The sequence below is a fragment of the Dysgonomonas sp. Marseille-Q5470 genome, assembly GCF_951230145.1.
GTDB lineage: Bacteria > Bacteroidota > Bacteroidia > Bacteroidales > Dysgonomonadaceae > Dysgonomonas.
Map to the genome: position 1 here is coordinate 1 of NZ_CATNVE010000005.1, position 17941 is coordinate 17941.

The following is a 17941-nucleotide window of genomic DNA, read 5'->3' on the forward strand; positions in this document are numbered from 1 at the left end:
TGTTAGTATTTGTTAATAAAATAAAGAATCTTAACAACCAAATGAATGTTAAATCATCCTATTTTACTCCCATAGGTGGTATACTTTTGAATTATTCTGGTGGTATACTTTTCAAGTATTATTTACATTATTTCCATGTTTGCTACTTTTTATTTTTCTCGTGCTACATAATTTCAAATATATGTAACATATTTCAGAATATCAAACAATATGTAGCAAACTAAAAAAGACCTACAAATCAAATACTTCATTGATTTATAAGTCTTTTAGGTTTTAATTAGATTTTCTAAAATCTTAAAAGTGGAGCTGGAGGGACTTGAACCCTCGTCCAAACAAGGAACTAATTTGCTTTCTACATGCTTATCTTCGCTTAAGTTTTCGTGAATGAGCAAGACCGAAGCCACCAACTCAAACCTTAGCTTTTTTATTTCAGATAAGAGCCAAAGCCTCTCCTATCCTATCTCCGATTTGTCTGCACCACCTGATCGGCACGCTTCGAAGCCACAGCTTCCGAGTGATGTCTTGTCCTTACACCTGTGCAAGGATTAAGCTAGAATCTACTATACTTCGATTAAGCAGCAAGAGCGTAATTGTTATTGCCAGTTAAATTTGTGACGTCTGAGATTATAGTGCCAGCCGACTACGCACTGCATGCTTACAAACCACTTCATCTCGCTGTCAAAGCCAGTCAGCCCCGTTGGTTTATTTTCGCTTGATATATAACGCTTTAATATCAAACTTTAGATATCGAGTAACAAATAATGCGAAACATTTGTCTAAACAATATCCGATACAAAGATAACTCTTTTTTAGGATATACAACATATCAAGCCAAAGCTATTACAATTTCACGTATTGTAAATAAAAGGTATACTACTTTAAACACTTCAAAGTCCTCTAAAATCATCTCCCCCTAAACGACTAATAATTTCTCTCTTCTTGTCAATTCAAAAATATCCTTTATCTTTGCACACGCTACAACCGGAGGACAAAGGAGAGGTGCTCGAGTGGTTGAAGAGGCACGCCTGGAAAGTAAGCTTCTATATAAAAATACTACTTCGTAAATAATATTAGATCAATAACTTACCAGCAATATTTTTACTTAAATTTGTTTCAATCGTAATATTGTACACACTTTTGTGCACGCTATGCGTTGATTAATACTAATTTGATTTATTTTATACATCCAACCTCTATGTATAATAAAGGTCAGATGCACGTTTTTTGTTAATTATTTCTCTTTAAAATAGTAATTCATCTTCTTCTATACAAAAATGATGAATAATTGGTGATAAATTTTGTTCTTCCACTGTACAATGACATATAACCTCATGTTCTAATTCGTCAAAAGATATTTCACATTCGCACAAGAAGCTTCTATTAAAAGTTTCTTTGTCAATCTCATATTCTTTTAATCTAATCTGAGATAAATTTCCATTTGTAAATTGTATATATACCTCTTTCTTATACTTAGTTTCATCTTTGTCAATTCCAAAAGGTTTATGCTTAAGATGGTATGGTCTTAGCTGTATCATTAATTCTCCAGTAAACCAATATGCCTTAACTTCTGCTTCATTGTCGAAATAAGTAGATAAATAAGCTTTTGTCTTTCCTTCAACCCAGCCAAATAACTCGATTAGATATAATGTATTGTTAATTAGCTTCCAACCTGCCAAATAAGGTTTGCTCAATTTTATAACTGATTTTTCAGTCTCTATGTATTGGTCAAAGGGTTCTCCTTGTAATTGGACTTTTACTTCATTTATAATTATACAGTCTGCCATTGTGTGTGTTATGAGCCTGATTTCTTTATCATCCAAATGATTACTAAAACAGATAAGACAATCAATGCTCCTGTATTCTTTTCTACAAAGTCACTAAGTGCTGCGATAACAATTATAATAACGAGTCCTATTGTTGCAACGGTTAAACACCCTACACCATCTTCTTTCTTTGCATTATCATCCATACTGCTATTCAATATATCTGCGCTTTATTTTTAAAGCTATTTCATCAATGATACAATATATTTCATAATAGCTGATTAATCGAGATGGGGTTGTAAAATTTTCTTTTAACGCATCTGATGTATTAGCGATTATTTGTTCTATTTCTTTTTCTTTAGATTGACTCTCATTATATTTGTCACTTTTGACAAATCCTATTATTGACTTATCAAACTCTGCCTCAATAGATGTATACATATTTTTGATCATTGTATTTTTAAACTCAAGGTCTCTTTTTTTTTCTCTTTTATCCTTCAAATAATAAATAACACCTAATACGATTGCTATTATAGCTCCATTCATAAGACCTACAGCAATACCTTCTCCTGAACTTGATAATAATACATGTAGTAATTCCATTATTATCTGAATTTAAATGAATTAATAATCTGGTTGATTGCTTCTTTTTCTTCTGCGTATGAGATAGATCTATACGTAAAAGTTACTATATAGGCTGTGCTATCATTACTTTTAAAGAAAAATTGTTGTTGAATTACAGGTGTCTCGTTTGAAGTAAATTCAGATAAGATTATTAGACATTCTCTATTCTTGAACTCTACTCTCGTTTTTGATTTGATTTTATAATCTGAAAATACTTCTCTCATTTGTTTCTCTGATTTTTGCGTAAAAAGAGCGTCTACACTTTTTGCATTATTAGAAACAATAATATTGATATTATTTTTAAACTCATATTCTGAATTTATTTCAGTAAATGTAGCACAGATATATTTATTAGGATTTTCTACCAAAGTCCAATTTTTAGGGTATGCAATTGAAAAAGCCCCAAAGCCTGTTTTAGAAAAAATATTGTAATCACTCTCATCTACTATGGCATTTTCATCGTAGACAGGTTCAGATGATGTATCAGCAATAAAATCTTGCTGTGGAAATTTGGGCTTAAAATTCTCTCTTGAAGAGTTTGGAGAGTTGTTACATTGAGTAAATAAGATAATGACAGCTAACGACCAATAATATCTGAAATAAATATTCATAAAATAATTGAATTATGTTTGGCTTACTCTAAGAGTTTTCAGCAACCCTCTGCACCACAAAAAGAGGCGTGGTACTACCTTACTAAGTTCAAAGGTATCACCACAACACCCAAGCCATAACAAGAAGTCCACGCCAATAGCATGAACATTTACTTATTATTGTTGTGGCTTGTCTAAAAAGTGGTGATTTCTTGAACCAACAAATAATAATGCAAATGCACTATATAATATGTTTCGAATTTTCTATTTATCCATAGGCAACGATTATAGTTTATACAAAAATATAAATTCTTGATGACTATCAAATCATTTAATGAATAATAAAAATCTTAACATCTGGCGTGGACTATTTTTTTCCTATCATAATGAAAGAGAAAATTCTTTCAATTCAGTTATGACCTTCGATTCCTAGACTTGATATAAGCCAAAAGAAACTTTATAAGGATCACTACGATACCAATTAGCAACCAAATTAAGCCATTTAATGCGTTATTTGTCATAATTACACAGCATTAATTATACATCATGGGGGCTAACCCCTCTTATCATAACATGGCGGGGGTGAGTTTATGTCTACATGGCTCACAAGCACACAGTATATTTTGTTAAATATATAGGTTCATACGTGTATGATGGTATACACTTATTACCTAAAAAAGAAGGGGATATTAATAATCTTGTATTCAAATACAAAAAAAAATCCAATAGAACATATAATTTAATCTATTGGATAGTATTACGATTTTTGTACGATTAGTTGAGGTTTGGAGTAATTTTTTTTATGATTTCTTGGTCTAAATCTTTACTTTGATAGTTCCAGCATTCAGGTTTTAGTTTTGGCTCTATACCAATACACTTAGCCAATTCGCCCATCATAATATTAAATATATATCCTTCATTGCCTACGGTAGTTGCAATTGAATCATGTATTGTAAAAACAGGCACTTGTCGGTCTGTTTCAGCCCATATTCTTTTGCAGCATCTATGGAGTATAACCTTACTCTCAATTGCCTGTAATAGGCATGCCAAGCGCGCATATGGCTTTTCTTCGTTTAGTTCTGGAATAGTCCTTTTTATTATTTTGAATACGTTCATTACTGATGGAAATTTCTCTTTATAATATTTAGTTAGCCAGTAATTTTCATCTTTGGGATTATTCCAGTTGCTTGAAAATAAAATTTGGAACATTGCGACTTTGGCTACACCTCTATTAATTTCAATATTTTTTTCATCTTTAACCCATTTTACTATCGTTTCATACATTTGCCCTGATGCAACAATATCTTTATATTCATCAAAAGTATTAACCTGTAACCCTTGAAGTAAATTTCCCACCATAATGGAGAGGGACTTTCCAGTTGAATCAATATATAGAAAAGGTTGTTTTATATTATTAGGTAGAGTATGGATATTTATTGGTAGGGTTGAATTTTCGCTCCAAAATTCTGGATTGAATAATAAGCAAGCAAGATATGGCTGGCTATTGTTAATATCAATGGCTATTATTTGTTGTTTATCGTATGTTAGGAAGCTTCTATAGTCTTTTTGCATATTGGTTAACACAGAATGTAAGCGATGCACATTATTGTCAATTTGGGCTTTAAAATCATGGATTTTGATGGCTTCAAGGTTATATAACATAGCCTTATATTGATCTTTAGGGTCTTTCTTTTTACCTGTATCTTTATTTAAATCCCAACTATCTTTGCCTAACTCAATTTTCTTGTTCAAAAGTAAGTCTGCATACAGTTCTGCTTTAGCATAGTCAATATTTATTTTCTTTTGCTCGTACCAATATGTCAAGTAGGGATAGTTTTGTATAGTATTTTCGTCATTTCCTGTTTTATCTTTCTTTACATATATTGGGTTAACCGTTTTTAGGTTGCCTTTTTTATCAAATGCTTTTCTGTAATAATGTATTCTTGGTTTTGAGTTGTTATATTTTTCAGCCCATTTATAGCCCCTTGAATGAACTTTTGGTAAGTAATAAGGGTCACATTCTATAACACCCGTAAGTACTAAATAGTCAAGATAAAATCTATAATCTGTCACTTTTTGATTGAGCATAATTGTATTGATGGGCACAAATCCATCCTCTCTTATCAAATCTTTATTTCTGGCGGGAATAGAGCTTAATAAACCTAAAATGTAAACGATTTTATCAGGATCAAAACGTAAATTATATTTTGTTTCATTAAAGCCATATTCTAATGGTGGGTACTGCTGTAAATGTGCTTCAAGGTCAAAATTACCTGCTAACATGGCATAGTGTCCTGATGTGGCAAGAGTAACAACTATCTTGCTTGTCTTTAAACCCTTTAGAGGAATCTCATTATAACTATTCTTACCTAAACCTAATAAATTCTTAATCCAACGAATCTTATCCATTATGCTGGTAAAAACGATTTGACGTTTTAACAAAAGTAATAAAATATGAGAAGTGAATATTTTTATCTATAACAAATATTACTCCCCACATTACTAATATCTTTTTAAAGGAGATTCTTCATTGCCTCGTCTATCTGTTCATTATCGAAACTATCGAGGTAGATTTGAGTAGTCTTTAAGTCTGAATGACCTAATGTTTCACTTATCAAGGCTATATTCACGCCAGATTTTTTCAATACACTGGCAAATGAATGTCTTGCCACATACGATGTGATAGGTATTGACAGATTTAACGCATTGCCTATCTTCTTCAATGACTTGTTCACTACATAAGTTACTTTCTTTACCCTCCTATATTTTTGCTGCAAAGTAAGATGTATTCTATTATCCAATATTGGAAATATATAGTCTATATCTTTTTGCATATACTTATCTATAATCTCCATTGTGTGAGGTTGGAGTGTGAAACTTATATGTTTCTGGGTCTTATATCGTTTATAGATTACTCGACCATTAGTTATATTCTTTTTCTTTAAAAATGCAATGTCAATCATATTGATGCCACAGCCATAGTAACTGAACAAAAATAAATCTTTGCCCAACTGTAATAATGAATGTTGATGTTTTGGTATTGTCGTAATATCAAAATCTATTATTCTTTGTATATCAGTCTTAGAAATAGCCCTCTTTACGGTTTCTTCCTTTAGCCGTGAGATACTATAATTGTTGAAGGGGTAATAATCTGCTTTAACGATATTTTCTTTGATAGCTTTGTTATACGTGGCTCGCAAGGTACGCATCCTAATACTTATAGTATTTCCTCTATTGCCTTTGCTCCTTAAATATGCTTCATACTTATTCAAATAGGAAATATCAATATCAGAGAATAATATATTTACACATGAAAACTGCTTTAATGAATTGTGTAGTGCTTTGTAATGTTCAGCATTTCCTATCTTACTTTCATTTGTTAGATTTGATATTATTGTTTTTAAATACTCTTCTACAGTTATTTTTTTCGTTGGCTTTTCAACTTTTTCGACTAATGTTGTTAAAGAATAATCTTTCGCTATTGTCTTAAACTCTAAAATCTGTTGTTGATACTCTTTTAACTTTTCTGTTATAATCGCTTCTATATATTCTCTGTTAGGGCAATTAGTTTTAGGCTTGTTTTTAATAAAGTCCCAATGCTGAGGTTTTAGTGTAATTCCTGTTCGAAGATATTTCCTTTTATTATTCTTCGTTAATTTTACAACTAGAGGGACTGTTCCATTTGCTAAAGGTCTTCTTGCATCGCAAGTTAGAGCAATAATTGTTTTCATTTTATGTGCACACTTTTGTACACATAGCTTGCTTGAAAGTGTCTAAATAAGTTGAAACAATAGCTTATTTTTCCATTGATTTGTCAGTACGAAAAAATCTCTTACCTTTGCACCCACAACCAATTAAAATAAGAAGGAGAGGTGCTCGAGTGGTTGAAGAGGCACGCCTGGAAAGCGTGTATACCCCTAAAGGGTATCGAGAGTTCGAATCTCTTCCTCTCCGCTTAAAACAATGATTATCAAGAATAAAAAAGGACTAAAATAAAATTCAGTCCTTTTTCTATTTTTATAGATTCCTATTTACTTGGATGCTGAATCATCTTTTTCAAGCTCAAGATTAACTGTTGTATTATCCCATTTGTTCATTTGTCCTGTTCCTAAATCTACAATAAAACCAGGCCAGAATAGGATATTCCATAGAGAGGTCGTATTGAAAGTAGACTCTAAAATAAAAGGCAATGTCTTATATCCTTCTTTTTTAGCCAAAAGTTGCTTGTCGCTCATTTTCTTTTTAACGGAGATAGTCGCAGTTTTGTCACTTCCTATTTCTGCTAATTTCACATTATTACTTGCATCATAAATTTTTGTACCTTCAATCCCCGAAAACGTTATGCTTTGCTTAGATGGAGTAAATATTGTAGCACAAGACGAAAACAAAAAGACAACAGATGCGAATACAACTAATTTTTTCATAATATGTAATTTTATATTGATAGATTTAGACAAATCTATGAAATCATTTTTATTTTTCGTTTATTTCTGCCTATATATTTTAACAACTCTGAGAACTTATTTTATAAGGCTTAGTCATTGAATTATTTATCTATCTACTCGCTTATCGATAAAAGCAATAAAGACAATATATTAGAAATCCCTATTTCTTTCTGTCTCTTTTTAGTTAATTTAGATCTCTAGTTTATAATATGCTAATCCTATTTAAAGATAAAAATGAACTTTTATAACGAATGAGAAAATTTATATTCATACTATTACTCTTTATCTCCTGTAACCCGCCTTCCACTGAACCCGCCGAAACAATAAAAGGAAAGGTAGTCAGTGTTGCAGATGGAGATACAATGACAATTCTGACAGATAGCAAGGAACGAATAAAAGTGCGACTCTATGGTATTGATGCTCCCGAAAAAGGACAAGACTTCAGCAGCAAAGCCAGAACCTACTTAAATGACCTATGCTACGGGAAAACCGTAAAAGTCGATAAAAAAGGTATCGATCAATATGATAGATTTTTAGGTATCGTTTATCTCGACGAGTTGAATTTAAATCAGGAGATGGTCAAAGAAGGTTTAGCATGGTACTACAATCATTATGTTGAAGACCCGGTACTCGAAGAATTGGAGAAGACTGCCCGACAACAGAAGTTGAATATCTGGAGTTTGAAAAACCCAACACCTCCCTATGAATATAGAAAAAAGCAAAGATCCGAAAAGTCAGATAGAGAAGCGAGGAACTGAGTTTACAGTTCCTCTTTCTTTTTTCTGACAGTCCAGCCGAAGCCTCCTATCTTTTCTCCTAAGCCATAGTACTGACCATGAGAATATGCAATCGGTTTTGCGCTTTCGAGACTAAATTTTCCGGTTTCCGGATCAATATACTTTTCATCAGCTTTTACATTTACCACATCGGCGATAAACATATCATGCGAACCTAAACTGAGTATCTCCCGCACTCTACACTCGATGTTTAACGGAGATTCTTCGATGATGGGAACCTGAACAATTGATGCCTTCCCCGGAGTAAGTTTCATTTCGTCAAATTTACTGAAATCCTTACCCGATCTCACTCCACACCAGTCGGTTGCAAAAGCCAAATCTTCTGTTGTTATATTTATTACAAACTCCATATCCCGCTTTATAATCTCATACGAATGCCTTTCGGGTCTTACCGAAATATAGCACATCGGGGGATTGGTACAGATAGTACCGAGCCAACTCAGAGTTATAATATTATATTCTTCAGGAGTGCTGCCACAACTTATCATGGCGGCAGGCAAAGGATATATCAATGTTCCCGGCTTCCAATCTTGCTTCATTTCAGGATAATCTCGTCTTTCTGAATTTTAATGTTACAATAGTGACAGCGCAGCTCTGTGTTATTACAGTCAATGACTTCAAAACGTGTAGTCATAGGCTCATTGTTTGTAATACACTTCGGGTTGTTACACTTTACAATTCCATTGATTACTTTAGGTAAAACCACCCTCTTCTTTTCTACAACCTCGTAATCCTTTATGATATTGAGGACTACATTCGGTGCTATGATCGCAATCTTATTGATCACACTTTCTTCAAAATATTTACCTGTGATCTTGATAATTCCCTTCGAAGCCATCTTCTTACTTTCCAGATTATTTCCGATTGTAATAGGATTATCCAGCTTTTCGAGCTCCAACAATGATACTACTTTAAACACTACACTGGGAGGAATATGATCTATGGCTGTTCCGTTGCATAATGCTGCTACCTGCATTGCTTTTCTACGTTCATTCATATCTTGATATTTTATTTATTCAACTTCTATTCCCAACGCATCACATATCACAGCCTCACGGGTAAACATCCCGTTCTTAGCCTGTTCGAAGTAATAAGCCTTAGGGCTATCATCCACATCCTGCTGTATCTCGTTTACACGAGGTAGGGGATGCAATATTTTCAGATTATCTTTTGCTCCTGCCAACATATCATTTTTGAGAATGTACACATTCTTTACCTTTTCATATTCCATCAGGTCGGTAAAACGTTCTCTCTGTACACGTGTCATATACAGGATATCCGCTTTGTCTATCACCTCTGAATCAAAATCTGTGTGTTCCGAATACTTTATTCCATGTTCATCACAGAAGGCTTTATACGGATCGGGAAGGTGCAGTTCTTCGGGTGCAACGAATATAAAGGTTGGATTAAAGTGTGACATTCCAATGATCAGGGAGTGCACAGTACGACCATATTTCAGGTCACCAACAATCGTTATTGTCAGATTCTCGAGAGTACCTTGTGTCTTAAATATAGAATAGATATCAAGCATTGTCTGCGTAGGGTGCTGATTGGCTCCGTCTCCGGCATTAATGATAGGTATAGAAGAAATCTCCGAAGCATAACGTGCAGCCCCTTCCAAATGGTGTCGCATGATTATAATATCCGCATAGTTGTTTACCATCAGTATGGTATCTTTCAGCGTCTCTCCTTTCGATGAGCTGGTAGTAGCCGCATCAGAAAAGCCTATGATGCGCCCGCCCAAGCGGTTTACTGCAGTCTCAAAACTAAGGCGTGTCCGTGTTGACGGCTCAAAAAAAAGTGTAGCACACACTTTGCCTTCCAATAACCTACGATTAGGTTGCTCGTCAAATTTTTTAGTCAGATTAAGTATTCTCAGAATATCTTCCTTCGAATAATCTGTAATTGAAACCAAGCTTTTATTGCACATAACTATTTATATTTTGTAAGAGTAAAATTCATATTCAACAAAAAGATAACAGAAAAAAGTGACACATTCCACTAAAGCACAAACAACTCATAAACAACACCATATATACCAAGAGGTGACAAAAGTGACAGTTTTACAGCTGCTTTTTATTGTTACTTTTCTATTATCAGTCAACTACCGCAAAGATCTCTATATAAGACAATTTATTTCAAAAAAAATCCCCGAAAAAGAATACTTCTTCGAGGATACTATCTATATCAATAATAATTCATTGGAAATACAGGAACCACTGTCGTGAAAATAATACTGTTGCATATAAGCTATTTTTTCCATCATAATTCTCTATATATTACAACAAAGGTAGTCACTTTTTTTGAGATACAATTTTTTACGAATCAAAAAAACGAAAAAAATAAACCCCAAACTATAAAAGTCCGGGGCTATATTTTATAAAGAATTTTCTCCTATCACTGCAATGCCGAAGCACCACCGATAATATCCAACAATTCGTTTGTAACAGCTTGTTGACGCGACTTGTTGTATTGAATAGTCAGATCCTGTACCAATTCGTCCGCATTGTCTGATGCTATTTGCATAGCAATCATACGTGCAGCATGTTCCGAAGCATTAGCGTCGAGCAAGGCAGCATATAAGCGTGAATAAAGCACGGTAGGAATTAAAGAATCGAGAATTTCCTCCTTCGATGGCTCCAAGATATAGTCTGCAAACATATTTTCGTCTTGCTGACCTTCGGGCTTAGCACTTTCCAAATCGAAAGGAAGGAATTGTGTCTTCTTTAGTTTCTGCGATCCGGTAGATATGAAATGATGATAAATTAAGATCACCTCATCTATTTCTCCATCAATATATTTCTTTATTAGTTCTTTGGCAAGATCCTGTACGGCTAAGAAGGTAGGCTTATCAGCCATATCCCTGTAATCGCCCTGCGCCGCTATTCCTTGTTTCTTTAGGGCGTCGGCCAATTTTTTACCGATAGGATATACCAAGATATTCCCTGCTCCTATCTCTTCTTTCTTTTTAGCGTAAACGGTACTAAACTCTTTTATTACATTCGAGTTGTATGCACCACAAAGCGAAGAATTGGAAGCAAAACCAACTATAGCGACTCTCTTTGTTTCTCTTTTTTGGATAAAAGGAGACTCATAGCTTGTATCAGAAGACAGAAGATTAGTCAGAATGACATCCAACTTCTGCTGATAAGGCAAGAAGTTGCTGATTGCATTTTGCGCCTTGTGCAACTTAGATGAAGCTATCATCTTCATTGCAGAAGTAATCTTCTTGGTACTTTTTACAGAGCCAATTCTATTTTTTATTTCCTTAAGAGATGCCATAATTCATTATTTTTTGTACTGAGAAGCAATATCCGCGGCTACTTTCCTGATTTTAGTTTCCACATCTTCGTTGATGACTCCTTTTTTCAGGACATCCAGCACATCAGCTTGATATTGCATTTCCAATGTTCTCAGAAATTCGGTTTCGAACTCATGTATTTTATCTTCCGGCACTTGACGAAGCAAGCCATTTGTTCCGCAATACAGTATGGCGATCTGTTTTTCAACAGGTACCGGCGCATACTGAGGCTGAACCAGCAATACTGTATTCTTCTTACCTTTATCGATAGTCATTGCCGTAACGGGGTCCATATCGCCACCAAACTGGGTAAATGCTTCCAATTCACGATACTGAGCCTGGTCAATCTTCAATGTTCCGGCAACTTTTTTCATCGCTTTTACCTGAGCCGAACCTCCCACACGAGATACAGATATACCCACATCGATGGCAGGACGCATACCCGCATTGAAGAGGTCTATATCAAGGAATATTTGTCCGTCGGTAATAGAAATAACGTTGGTAGGAATATAAGCAGATACGTCACCTGCCTGAGTTTCGATAATAGGAAGGGCAGTAAGAGAACCTCCCGCTTTTACCTTTCCTTTAAGGCTTGCCGGTAGGTCGTTCATCTGTTCGGCAACTTCCTGCTGGTTAATAATTTTAGCCGCACGCTCCAACAAACGTGAGTGCAAGTAGAAGATATCACCCGGATAGGCTTCACGTCCCGGTGGACGACGAAGAATCAAGGATACTTCACGATATGCAACCGCCTGTTTCGACAAATCATCATATACCACAAGGGCATGACGTCCTGTGTCGCGGAAATATTCTCCGATAGCTGCACCTGCAAACGCAGCAAAGTACTGAACTGCTGCCGGCTCGGCTGCTGTAGCCGAAACTACAACCGTATAGTCAAGTGCACCTTTTTCTTTTAGTGTTTCTACTATATTGGCAACTGTAGAGGCTTTCTGACCGATAGCTACATAAATACAGTATACAGGGTCTCCGGCATCATAATTGCTTCTTTGATTGATAATGGTGTCTATCGCAATTGCAGTTTTACCTGTCTGGCGGTCACCGATGATAAGCTCACGCTGCCCCCGTCCGATGGGGATCATAGCATCTACAGATTTCAATCCGGTCTGTAGAGGCTGGGTTACAGGCTGACGGTATATTACCCCCGGAGCTTTACGTTCCAGTGGCATTTCCAGCAGTTCGCCGGCAATCGGGCCTTTTCCGTCCAAAGGCTCGCCCAGAGGATTGATTACACGCCCTAACATGCCTTCACCCACGTTGATGGATGCAATACGGCCTGTACGTTTTACGGTAAATCCTTCCTTGATCTGGTCTGACGGGCCTAACAATACAGCACCGACATTGTCTTCTTCCAGGTTCATCACAACAGCCATAATACCGTTGTCGAACTCAAGAAGTTCGTTTGCCTCTGCATTTTTAAGTCCGTATATGCGAACAACACCGTCTCCTACATAGAGAACTGTACCCACCTCCTCGAACTGTACGCGGCTACTGATATTCTCTAGCTGCATTTTCAGCACATCGGAGACTTCGCTTGCTTTTATATTTTCAGACATATTTTATTCAAATTATAAGTTACTATAAAGCTATACGTGGATAGCTCTTTTCAAATAGGTAGAGTATCTATTATCCAATCTTACTGTTTTCGGCGACAAACTTTTGCTTGATACGCTTCAACTGACTTTTTACGCTCGCATCCAACCTGTATGTGTCGATATACAGAATAAAGCCTCCTTCGATATCCGGATCTACACTTGTTTCAAAATCAAGCGTCCCCGGTTTAATCTTCTGTAGTAAGCTTTTCATCTTCTGTTTTGTAGCATCATCCACAGGGGTAGCAGTAACAAGCTTCCCGGTATTGATGTGCTTGGCTTCACAATACAAATCGATGTAACTGAGCGCAATATTTCGAAGATACATTTCACGTCTTTTTTTCACTACCAGCTCGGCAAAACGAATATACTCGTTACTCGGTTTTGCGCCCACAGCAGCCTTTACCAACGCAAGCTTATCTTCGGCATTCAACGTAGGATTATCCATTGCCATACGCAAACGGGGTTCGCGGACAAATGACGATGCTACCTTTTTCATTTCGGCAAACAATACATCCTCCGCTTTCTGATCCACTGCATATAGCAACAGAGCTTTAGCATATCGCTTAGAAATCATCCCTTCATTCATAACAGTTGATTAAGATTTAGATACCATAGCTTCATCCACTAGGCGATCAATCATTGACATTTGTTCTTTAGGGTCTTTCAAGGTATCTCGAAGAACTTTTTCGGCAACATCCACAGATAGTTCAGCTACCTGACGACGAATGTCGCGTATAGCCTGATCTTTTTCCATTTGGATCTGCTTTCTTATTTCTTCCATTTCCTTTGCCCCGGCTATCTTGGCTTGTTCACGTGCTTCGTTTATAATACGATCGCGTGTATCAGCCGCCTCTTTCAAGATCTTCACCTGTTCTGCCTTAGCTGATGAAAGTATCTCATCACTTTTTTCTTTTATCGAAGCCAATTGCTCATTGGCTTTCTGGGCTGCGTCCAACGAATCTTGTATATAGTTTTTGCGTTCTTCCACCATTTTGGTTATCACAGGGAAACCAAATTTGGCCAGAACGAAGAAAACTACTATAAAAGATAGGAGCATCCAAAAAAGAAGGCCGGATTCAGGTAATAGTAAATTCATATCTATTTACTAATTTATAGAATAAATCCGCAAACTACAACAGCAAACAAAGCTACCCCTTCTACTAGAGCTGCGGCGATAATCATAGATGTACGAATATCTCCTGCTGCATCCGGCTGACGGGCTATCCCTTCCATAGCAGAACTACCGATTTTACCAATACCGATACCTGCTCCGATTACAGCTAATCCTGCACCCAGTGCAGCACCAAAACCTGTTAAGCTTGTTGCAGCTTCTGCTGCTTGTAATAAAGTTGATAGTAACATAATTCTTTAGTTTAAAATTATTTAATTGTTAATTTACTTTTAATATTAATGTTTCTCTGCATGATGATGTGGCTCTATCTGTGCCAATCCGATAAATACGGCCGACAGCATAGTAAATACATAAGCCTGAATATATGCAACTAATATTTCTACCAGACTGATAAATATAGTCAGCAATACAGATACAACAGTCATCGAACTATTGATCACCGCTCCTAGGTTTGCCGTAACGAATATCAAGCAGGTAAGACCGAGTACAATCGAGTGCCCTGCAAGGATATTAGCAAAGAGACGAATCATCAATGCAAAAGGCTTGGTAAATACCCCCACCAGTTCTATCGCTGGCATGATAGGTATCGGCACCTTGAGCCAGGTAGGCACATCAGGCCAAAAGACTTCTTTCCAGTATTCTTTGGATCCGAAAAGGTTTACGGTGAAGAATGTAAACACGGCAAGCACTAAAGTGACTGCAATATTACCTGTCACATTTGCACCTCCCGGAAAGAGAGGTATCAATCCCAATAGGTTGTTGAACAAGATGAAGAAGAAAACAGTAAGCAGATAGGGAGAAAATTTTCTATAATTTTTTCCTACACACGGCTTAATAATATCGTCCTGCACACTCATTATAAACATTTCCATAAATCCGACAAAGCCTTTCGGAGCTTTCTTCTCTCCCGTCTTGGCTTGTCTTCTGTACCATTTGGATACGCTAAGGATTATGATTATAAGAAGTGTAGAACTGATTATCAAACTGGTTGCATTCTTCGTCAAGGAAATATCCCAAGGACGTATTTCTTCACCCGAAGCGTTTTTTTCTACAATCTTACCTCTGTATTTACCTTCTTGTGCGATATAAAAACCTTCGTATGCCTCATGCCCATGATGGAACTCAGATGACATAAAAACATGCCAACCAGAAGTCTCTCCTTTCACGATGATTGGCAACGGTATAGAAATATGTGTATCGCCAAACGAAGTTAAATGCCACTCGTATGCATCAGCAAGGTGATCGAGAATAAGTTCTTTAACATTCAATTCTTTTTCGGACTGAGCCTCATGTGCATTTTCTGCTGCCAGAGGTTGAAAGCCTATTACAGTAAGTAAAAGAACTGAAGTTAAAATGTATTTTAAATAGTGTTTCATACTATTGTTGTTTTTTCTTTAACCGTTTTTCTATCCTTAGAAACAAATATGCCTCGAAGGCCAGAAAAAGAAGATAGAAAATCATAAAAATAAGGACGAAGCTTTTAATATTTTCTTTTATTACCACGGCATAGGTTGCGATGAAAATAAGCGAGGCGAATACCTTAACTACTTTAGTCAGCATGTATACATTTAGCATCTGCCTTTGTGTCGCTTTGCGGCTCGATGAGTCTGCATACAAGACAACCAATGATTCCAGTATTATAAAGAAAGCCAGAATACCTTCGTACCATTTGGGATAAAACTCAGGAAACTGATAGTTGAGCAAAGCCTGTATAAGAGCTCCTGTGACAATCCCAAACAGGGTAATAGAAAGAATTAATTTTACTTTTACATCCATCCCTTTAAGATACACAGATTGTCACAACCCCATTATTCACTTCCACCATGCCACCGCCTACTTCGAGAGATTTTTCTACACCGTTTTCGGTATAGGTAATAACCCCCTTTTGCAAGGCCGAGATCAAAGGAGCATGGTCGGGATAAACCCCGAAGCTGCCTTGAATCCCCGGAATTACAACCGAAGCAACCATTCCGGAGAATAGCTTAGCCTCAGGTGAAATAATATTTAGTTGAAGTTCTGATTTTTTCATATGTAAATTCTTTATCCTGCAACTTGCGCAAGAATCTTCTCGCCTTTAGCCATTGCATCTTCTATTGTACCCACGTTCAAGAATGCTTGTTCAGGGAGGTGATCAACTTCACCGTCCAGAATCCGTTGGAAGCCCTTGATTGTATCCTGAATATCAACAATTACCCCCGGAACACCTGTAAATTGTTCTGCAACATTAAACGGTTGAGACAAAAATCGTTGAATACGTCTCGCACGGTTTACTGTCTGCTTGTCGGTATCCGAAAGCTCTTCCATCCCGAGAATTGCAATAATATCCTGAAGCTCTTTGTTGCGCTGCAATATTTGCTTCACACGTTGAGCTGTATCGTAATGTTCCTGACCTACAACGTTAGGGTCTAAGCTTCGAGAGCTGGAACCTAGAGGGTCTACCGCCGGATAAATTCCCATTTCGGTAATCTTACGATCGAGAACCGTTGTGGCATCCAAGTGAGAGAATGTTGTTGCCGGAGCCGGGTCTGTTAAGTCATCGGCAGGCACATACACGGCTTGCACAGAAGTGATGGAACCGTTTTGTGTAGAGGTAATACGTTCCTGCATGGCACCCATCTCTGTTGCCAATGTAGGTTGATACCCTACGGCGGACGGCATACGTCCCAACAAGGCCGACACCTCAGATCCTGCCTGAGTGAAACGGAATATATTATCGATAAAGAATAAGATATCTTTAGGACCTTCAGCTTTCGAGTCACGGAAAGACTCGGCTATAGTCAACCCCGAAAGGGCAACATCGGCACGGGCTCCCGGCGGTTCGTTCATCTGACCGAAAACAAGCGAGATCTGTGATTTCTGAAGTTCGTCGTAGTCAACTTTCGACAAATCCCAGTTACCTTCTTCCATGCTTTTCTTGAACTCTTCTCCATAACGGATAACGTTTGATTCTATCATTTCCCTCAGCAAGTCGTTTCCTTCACGGGTACGCTCTCCTACTCCGGCAAATACAGAATATCCATTATGTTTTTTTGCAATATTGTTGATAAGCTCCATAATCAATACAGTCTTACCCACACCGGCTCCGCCAAATAGACCCACCTTACCTCCTTTTGCGTATGGAGCTAATAAGTCCACGACTTTGATTCCGGTGAATAACACCTCGCGCGTTGTTTGCAGTTCTTCAAACTTAGGCGGTTCTCTATGGATAGGCGCACCACCTTGATTGCTCAAAGGCTTCATACCGTCAATAGAGTTACCTACAACGTTCATCAGACGTCCTTTTACATGGTCACCGATAGGCATTCGAATGGGCGATCCCAGAGGAATCGCTTCAAGCCCACGGCTTAATCCGTCTGTACTGTCCATAGCTACGGCACGCACTGTGTCTTCGCCTATGTGTTGCTTTACTTCGAGAATCAAAGAGCGACCATCAGGTCTTTTAACTTCAAGGGCATCATTGATCTGCGGCAGGTTTAGGGATGGATTGGCTGTATCAAAAAATACATCCACCACCGGCCCGATAACCTGGGATATGTGCCCGACTAATTGTGACATAAGCTTTTGTATTTATTATTGTTTATTTCTAATTTCTTTTGCTTCAACAAATAAAGCCTTATTAACTAAATAAGGTAAGAAGAACTATAATGATATAATCCTATAAATATTTCAAAAACCT

20 protein-coding genes, 1 tRNA gene and 1 other RNA gene are annotated in these 17941 nt (G+C 36.9%); 2 read left to right on the forward strand and 20 right to left on the reverse strand.

The genetic code is table 11. The features are described 5' to 3' along the window. Positions 1-298 precede the first annotated feature (298 nt). From ssrA to QOX35_RS09990, 7 genes are all read right to left on the reverse strand, one after another. Positions 299-696, reverse strand: a transfer-messenger RNA (tmRNA) gene (gene ssrA, locus QOX35_RS09960). 545 nt (positions 697-1241) lie between these two features. Continuing rightward, the gene (locus QOX35_RS09965; RefSeq protein ID WP_283686780.1) at positions 1242-1784 is read right to left on the reverse strand and encodes a hypothetical protein; all 543 of its coding nucleotides are present in this window, start codon (positions 1782-1784) and stop codon (positions 1242-1244) included. 8 nt (positions 1785-1792) lie between these two features. Next, positions 1793-1969 (reverse strand): hypothetical protein, encoded by a 177-nt coding sequence (locus QOX35_RS09970; RefSeq protein ID WP_283686781.1) that lies wholly within the window; start codon positions 1967-1969, stop codon positions 1793-1795. 4 nt (positions 1970-1973) lie between these two features. Continuing rightward, positions 1974-2366: a hypothetical protein gene (locus QOX35_RS09975; RefSeq protein ID WP_283686782.1), complete on the reverse strand. Its 393-nt coding sequence runs from the start codon at positions 2364-2366 to the stop codon at positions 1974-1976. 2 nt (positions 2367-2368) lie between these two features. Beyond that, positions 2369-2998: a PsbP-related protein gene (locus QOX35_RS09980; RefSeq protein WP_283686783.1), complete on the reverse strand. Its 630-nt coding sequence runs from the start codon at positions 2996-2998 to the stop codon at positions 2369-2371. Between the two features lie 753 nt (positions 2999-3751). Continuing rightward, positions 3752-5386 carry a hypothetical protein gene (locus QOX35_RS09985; protein WP_283686784.1) on the reverse strand — a complete coding sequence of 545 codons (1635 nt, stop codon included), beginning with the start codon at positions 5384-5386 and terminating at the stop codon, positions 3752-3754. Positions 5387-5490: 104 nt separating this feature from the next. Continuing rightward, entirely contained in the window at positions 5491-6708 is a 1218-nt protein-coding gene (locus QOX35_RS09990) for a site-specific integrase (protein WP_283686785.1), read from the reverse strand. A 135-nt stretch (positions 6709-6843) separates the two neighbouring features. Here QOX35_RS09990 and QOX35_RS09995 point away from each other — a divergent pair. Then, positions 6844-6931, forward strand: a tRNA-Ser gene (locus QOX35_RS09995). A gap of 77 nt (positions 6932-7008) precedes the next feature. On the opposite strand, the gene QOX35_RS10000 is transcribed toward QOX35_RS09995, so the two are convergent. Continuing rightward, positions 7009-7401, reverse strand: a complete 393-nt coding sequence (locus QOX35_RS10000) for a hypothetical protein (protein WP_135103700.1) — start codon at positions 7399-7401, stop codon at positions 7009-7011. 272 nt (positions 7402-7673) lie between these two features. Between QOX35_RS10000 and QOX35_RS10005 the strand changes: the two genes are divergently transcribed. Next, on the forward strand, positions 7674-8180 hold the full coding sequence (locus QOX35_RS10005; RefSeq protein ID WP_283686786.1) for a thermonuclease family protein: 507 nt from the start codon (positions 7674-7676) through the stop codon (positions 8178-8180). A 2-nt stretch (positions 8181-8182) separates the two neighbouring features. Here the strand turns inward: QOX35_RS10005 and QOX35_RS10010 are convergent, their stop codons facing one another. The 12 genes from QOX35_RS10010 to atpD all read right to left on the reverse strand — a co-directional run bounded on the left by QOX35_RS10010 (position 8183) and on the right by atpD (position 17820). Continuing rightward, positions 8183-8758 (reverse strand): flavin reductase family protein, encoded by a 576-nt coding sequence (locus tag QOX35_RS10010; protein WP_135103698.1) that lies wholly within the window; start codon positions 8756-8758, stop codon positions 8183-8185. Next, complete coding sequence (locus QOX35_RS10015; RefSeq protein ID WP_006842286.1) at positions 8755-9216, reverse strand: aspartate carbamoyltransferase regulatory subunit; 462 nt, start codon at positions 9214-9216, stop codon at positions 8755-8757. Before QOX35_RS10015 ends, QOX35_RS10010 begins: the two co-directional genes overlap by 4 nt. Positions 9217-9231: 15 nt before the next feature. Further along, the gene (pyrB, locus tag QOX35_RS10020; protein WP_252639172.1) at positions 9232-10149 is read right to left on the reverse strand and encodes an aspartate carbamoyltransferase; all 918 of its coding nucleotides are present in this window, start codon (positions 10147-10149) and stop codon (positions 9232-9234) included. A gap of 467 nt (positions 10150-10616) precedes the next feature. Further along, a complete protein-coding gene (locus tag QOX35_RS10025; RefSeq protein ID WP_135103697.1) occupies positions 10617-11501 on the reverse strand; it encodes a F0F1 ATP synthase subunit gamma in 885 nt (294 codons plus the stop codon). Positions 11502-11507: 6 nt separating this feature from the next. Further along, positions 11508-13094, reverse strand: coding sequence for a F0F1 ATP synthase subunit alpha (gene atpA / locus QOX35_RS10030; RefSeq protein WP_135103696.1), 1587 nt, complete (start codon positions 13092-13094; stop codon positions 11508-11510). A 70-nt stretch (positions 13095-13164) separates the two neighbouring features. Beyond that, positions 13165-13719, reverse strand: coding sequence for a F0F1 ATP synthase subunit delta (locus QOX35_RS10035; RefSeq protein WP_006842282.1), 555 nt, complete (start codon positions 13717-13719; stop codon positions 13165-13167). A gap of 9 nt (positions 13720-13728) precedes the next feature. Then, complete coding sequence (gene atpF / locus QOX35_RS10040; protein ID WP_006842281.1) at positions 13729-14229, reverse strand: F0F1 ATP synthase subunit B; 501 nt, start codon at positions 14227-14229, stop codon at positions 13729-13731. 14 nt (positions 14230-14243) lie between these two features. Continuing rightward, complete coding sequence (gene atpE, locus QOX35_RS10045; RefSeq protein WP_006842280.1) at positions 14244-14495, reverse strand: ATP synthase F0 subunit C; 252 nt, start codon at positions 14493-14495, stop codon at positions 14244-14246. Between the two features lie 45 nt (positions 14496-14540). Then, positions 14541-15641, reverse strand: coding sequence for a F0F1 ATP synthase subunit A (atpB, locus tag QOX35_RS10050; RefSeq protein ID WP_283686787.1), 1101 nt, complete (start codon positions 15639-15641; stop codon positions 14541-14543). Between the two features lies 1 nt (position 15642). After that, a complete protein-coding gene (locus tag QOX35_RS10055) occupies positions 15643-16041 on the reverse strand; it encodes a hypothetical protein (RefSeq protein WP_135103694.1) in 399 nt (132 codons plus the stop codon). 4 nt (positions 16042-16045) lie between these two features. Further along, complete coding sequence (atpC, locus tag QOX35_RS10060; RefSeq protein ID WP_006842277.1) at positions 16046-16294, reverse strand: ATP synthase F1 subunit epsilon; 249 nt, start codon at positions 16292-16294, stop codon at positions 16046-16048. Positions 16295-16305: 11 nt separating this feature from the next. After that, a complete protein-coding gene (atpD, locus tag QOX35_RS10065; RefSeq protein WP_283686788.1) occupies positions 16306-17820 on the reverse strand; it encodes a F0F1 ATP synthase subunit beta in 1515 nt (504 codons plus the stop codon). Between the last annotated feature and the right edge of the window lie 121 nt (positions 17821-17941).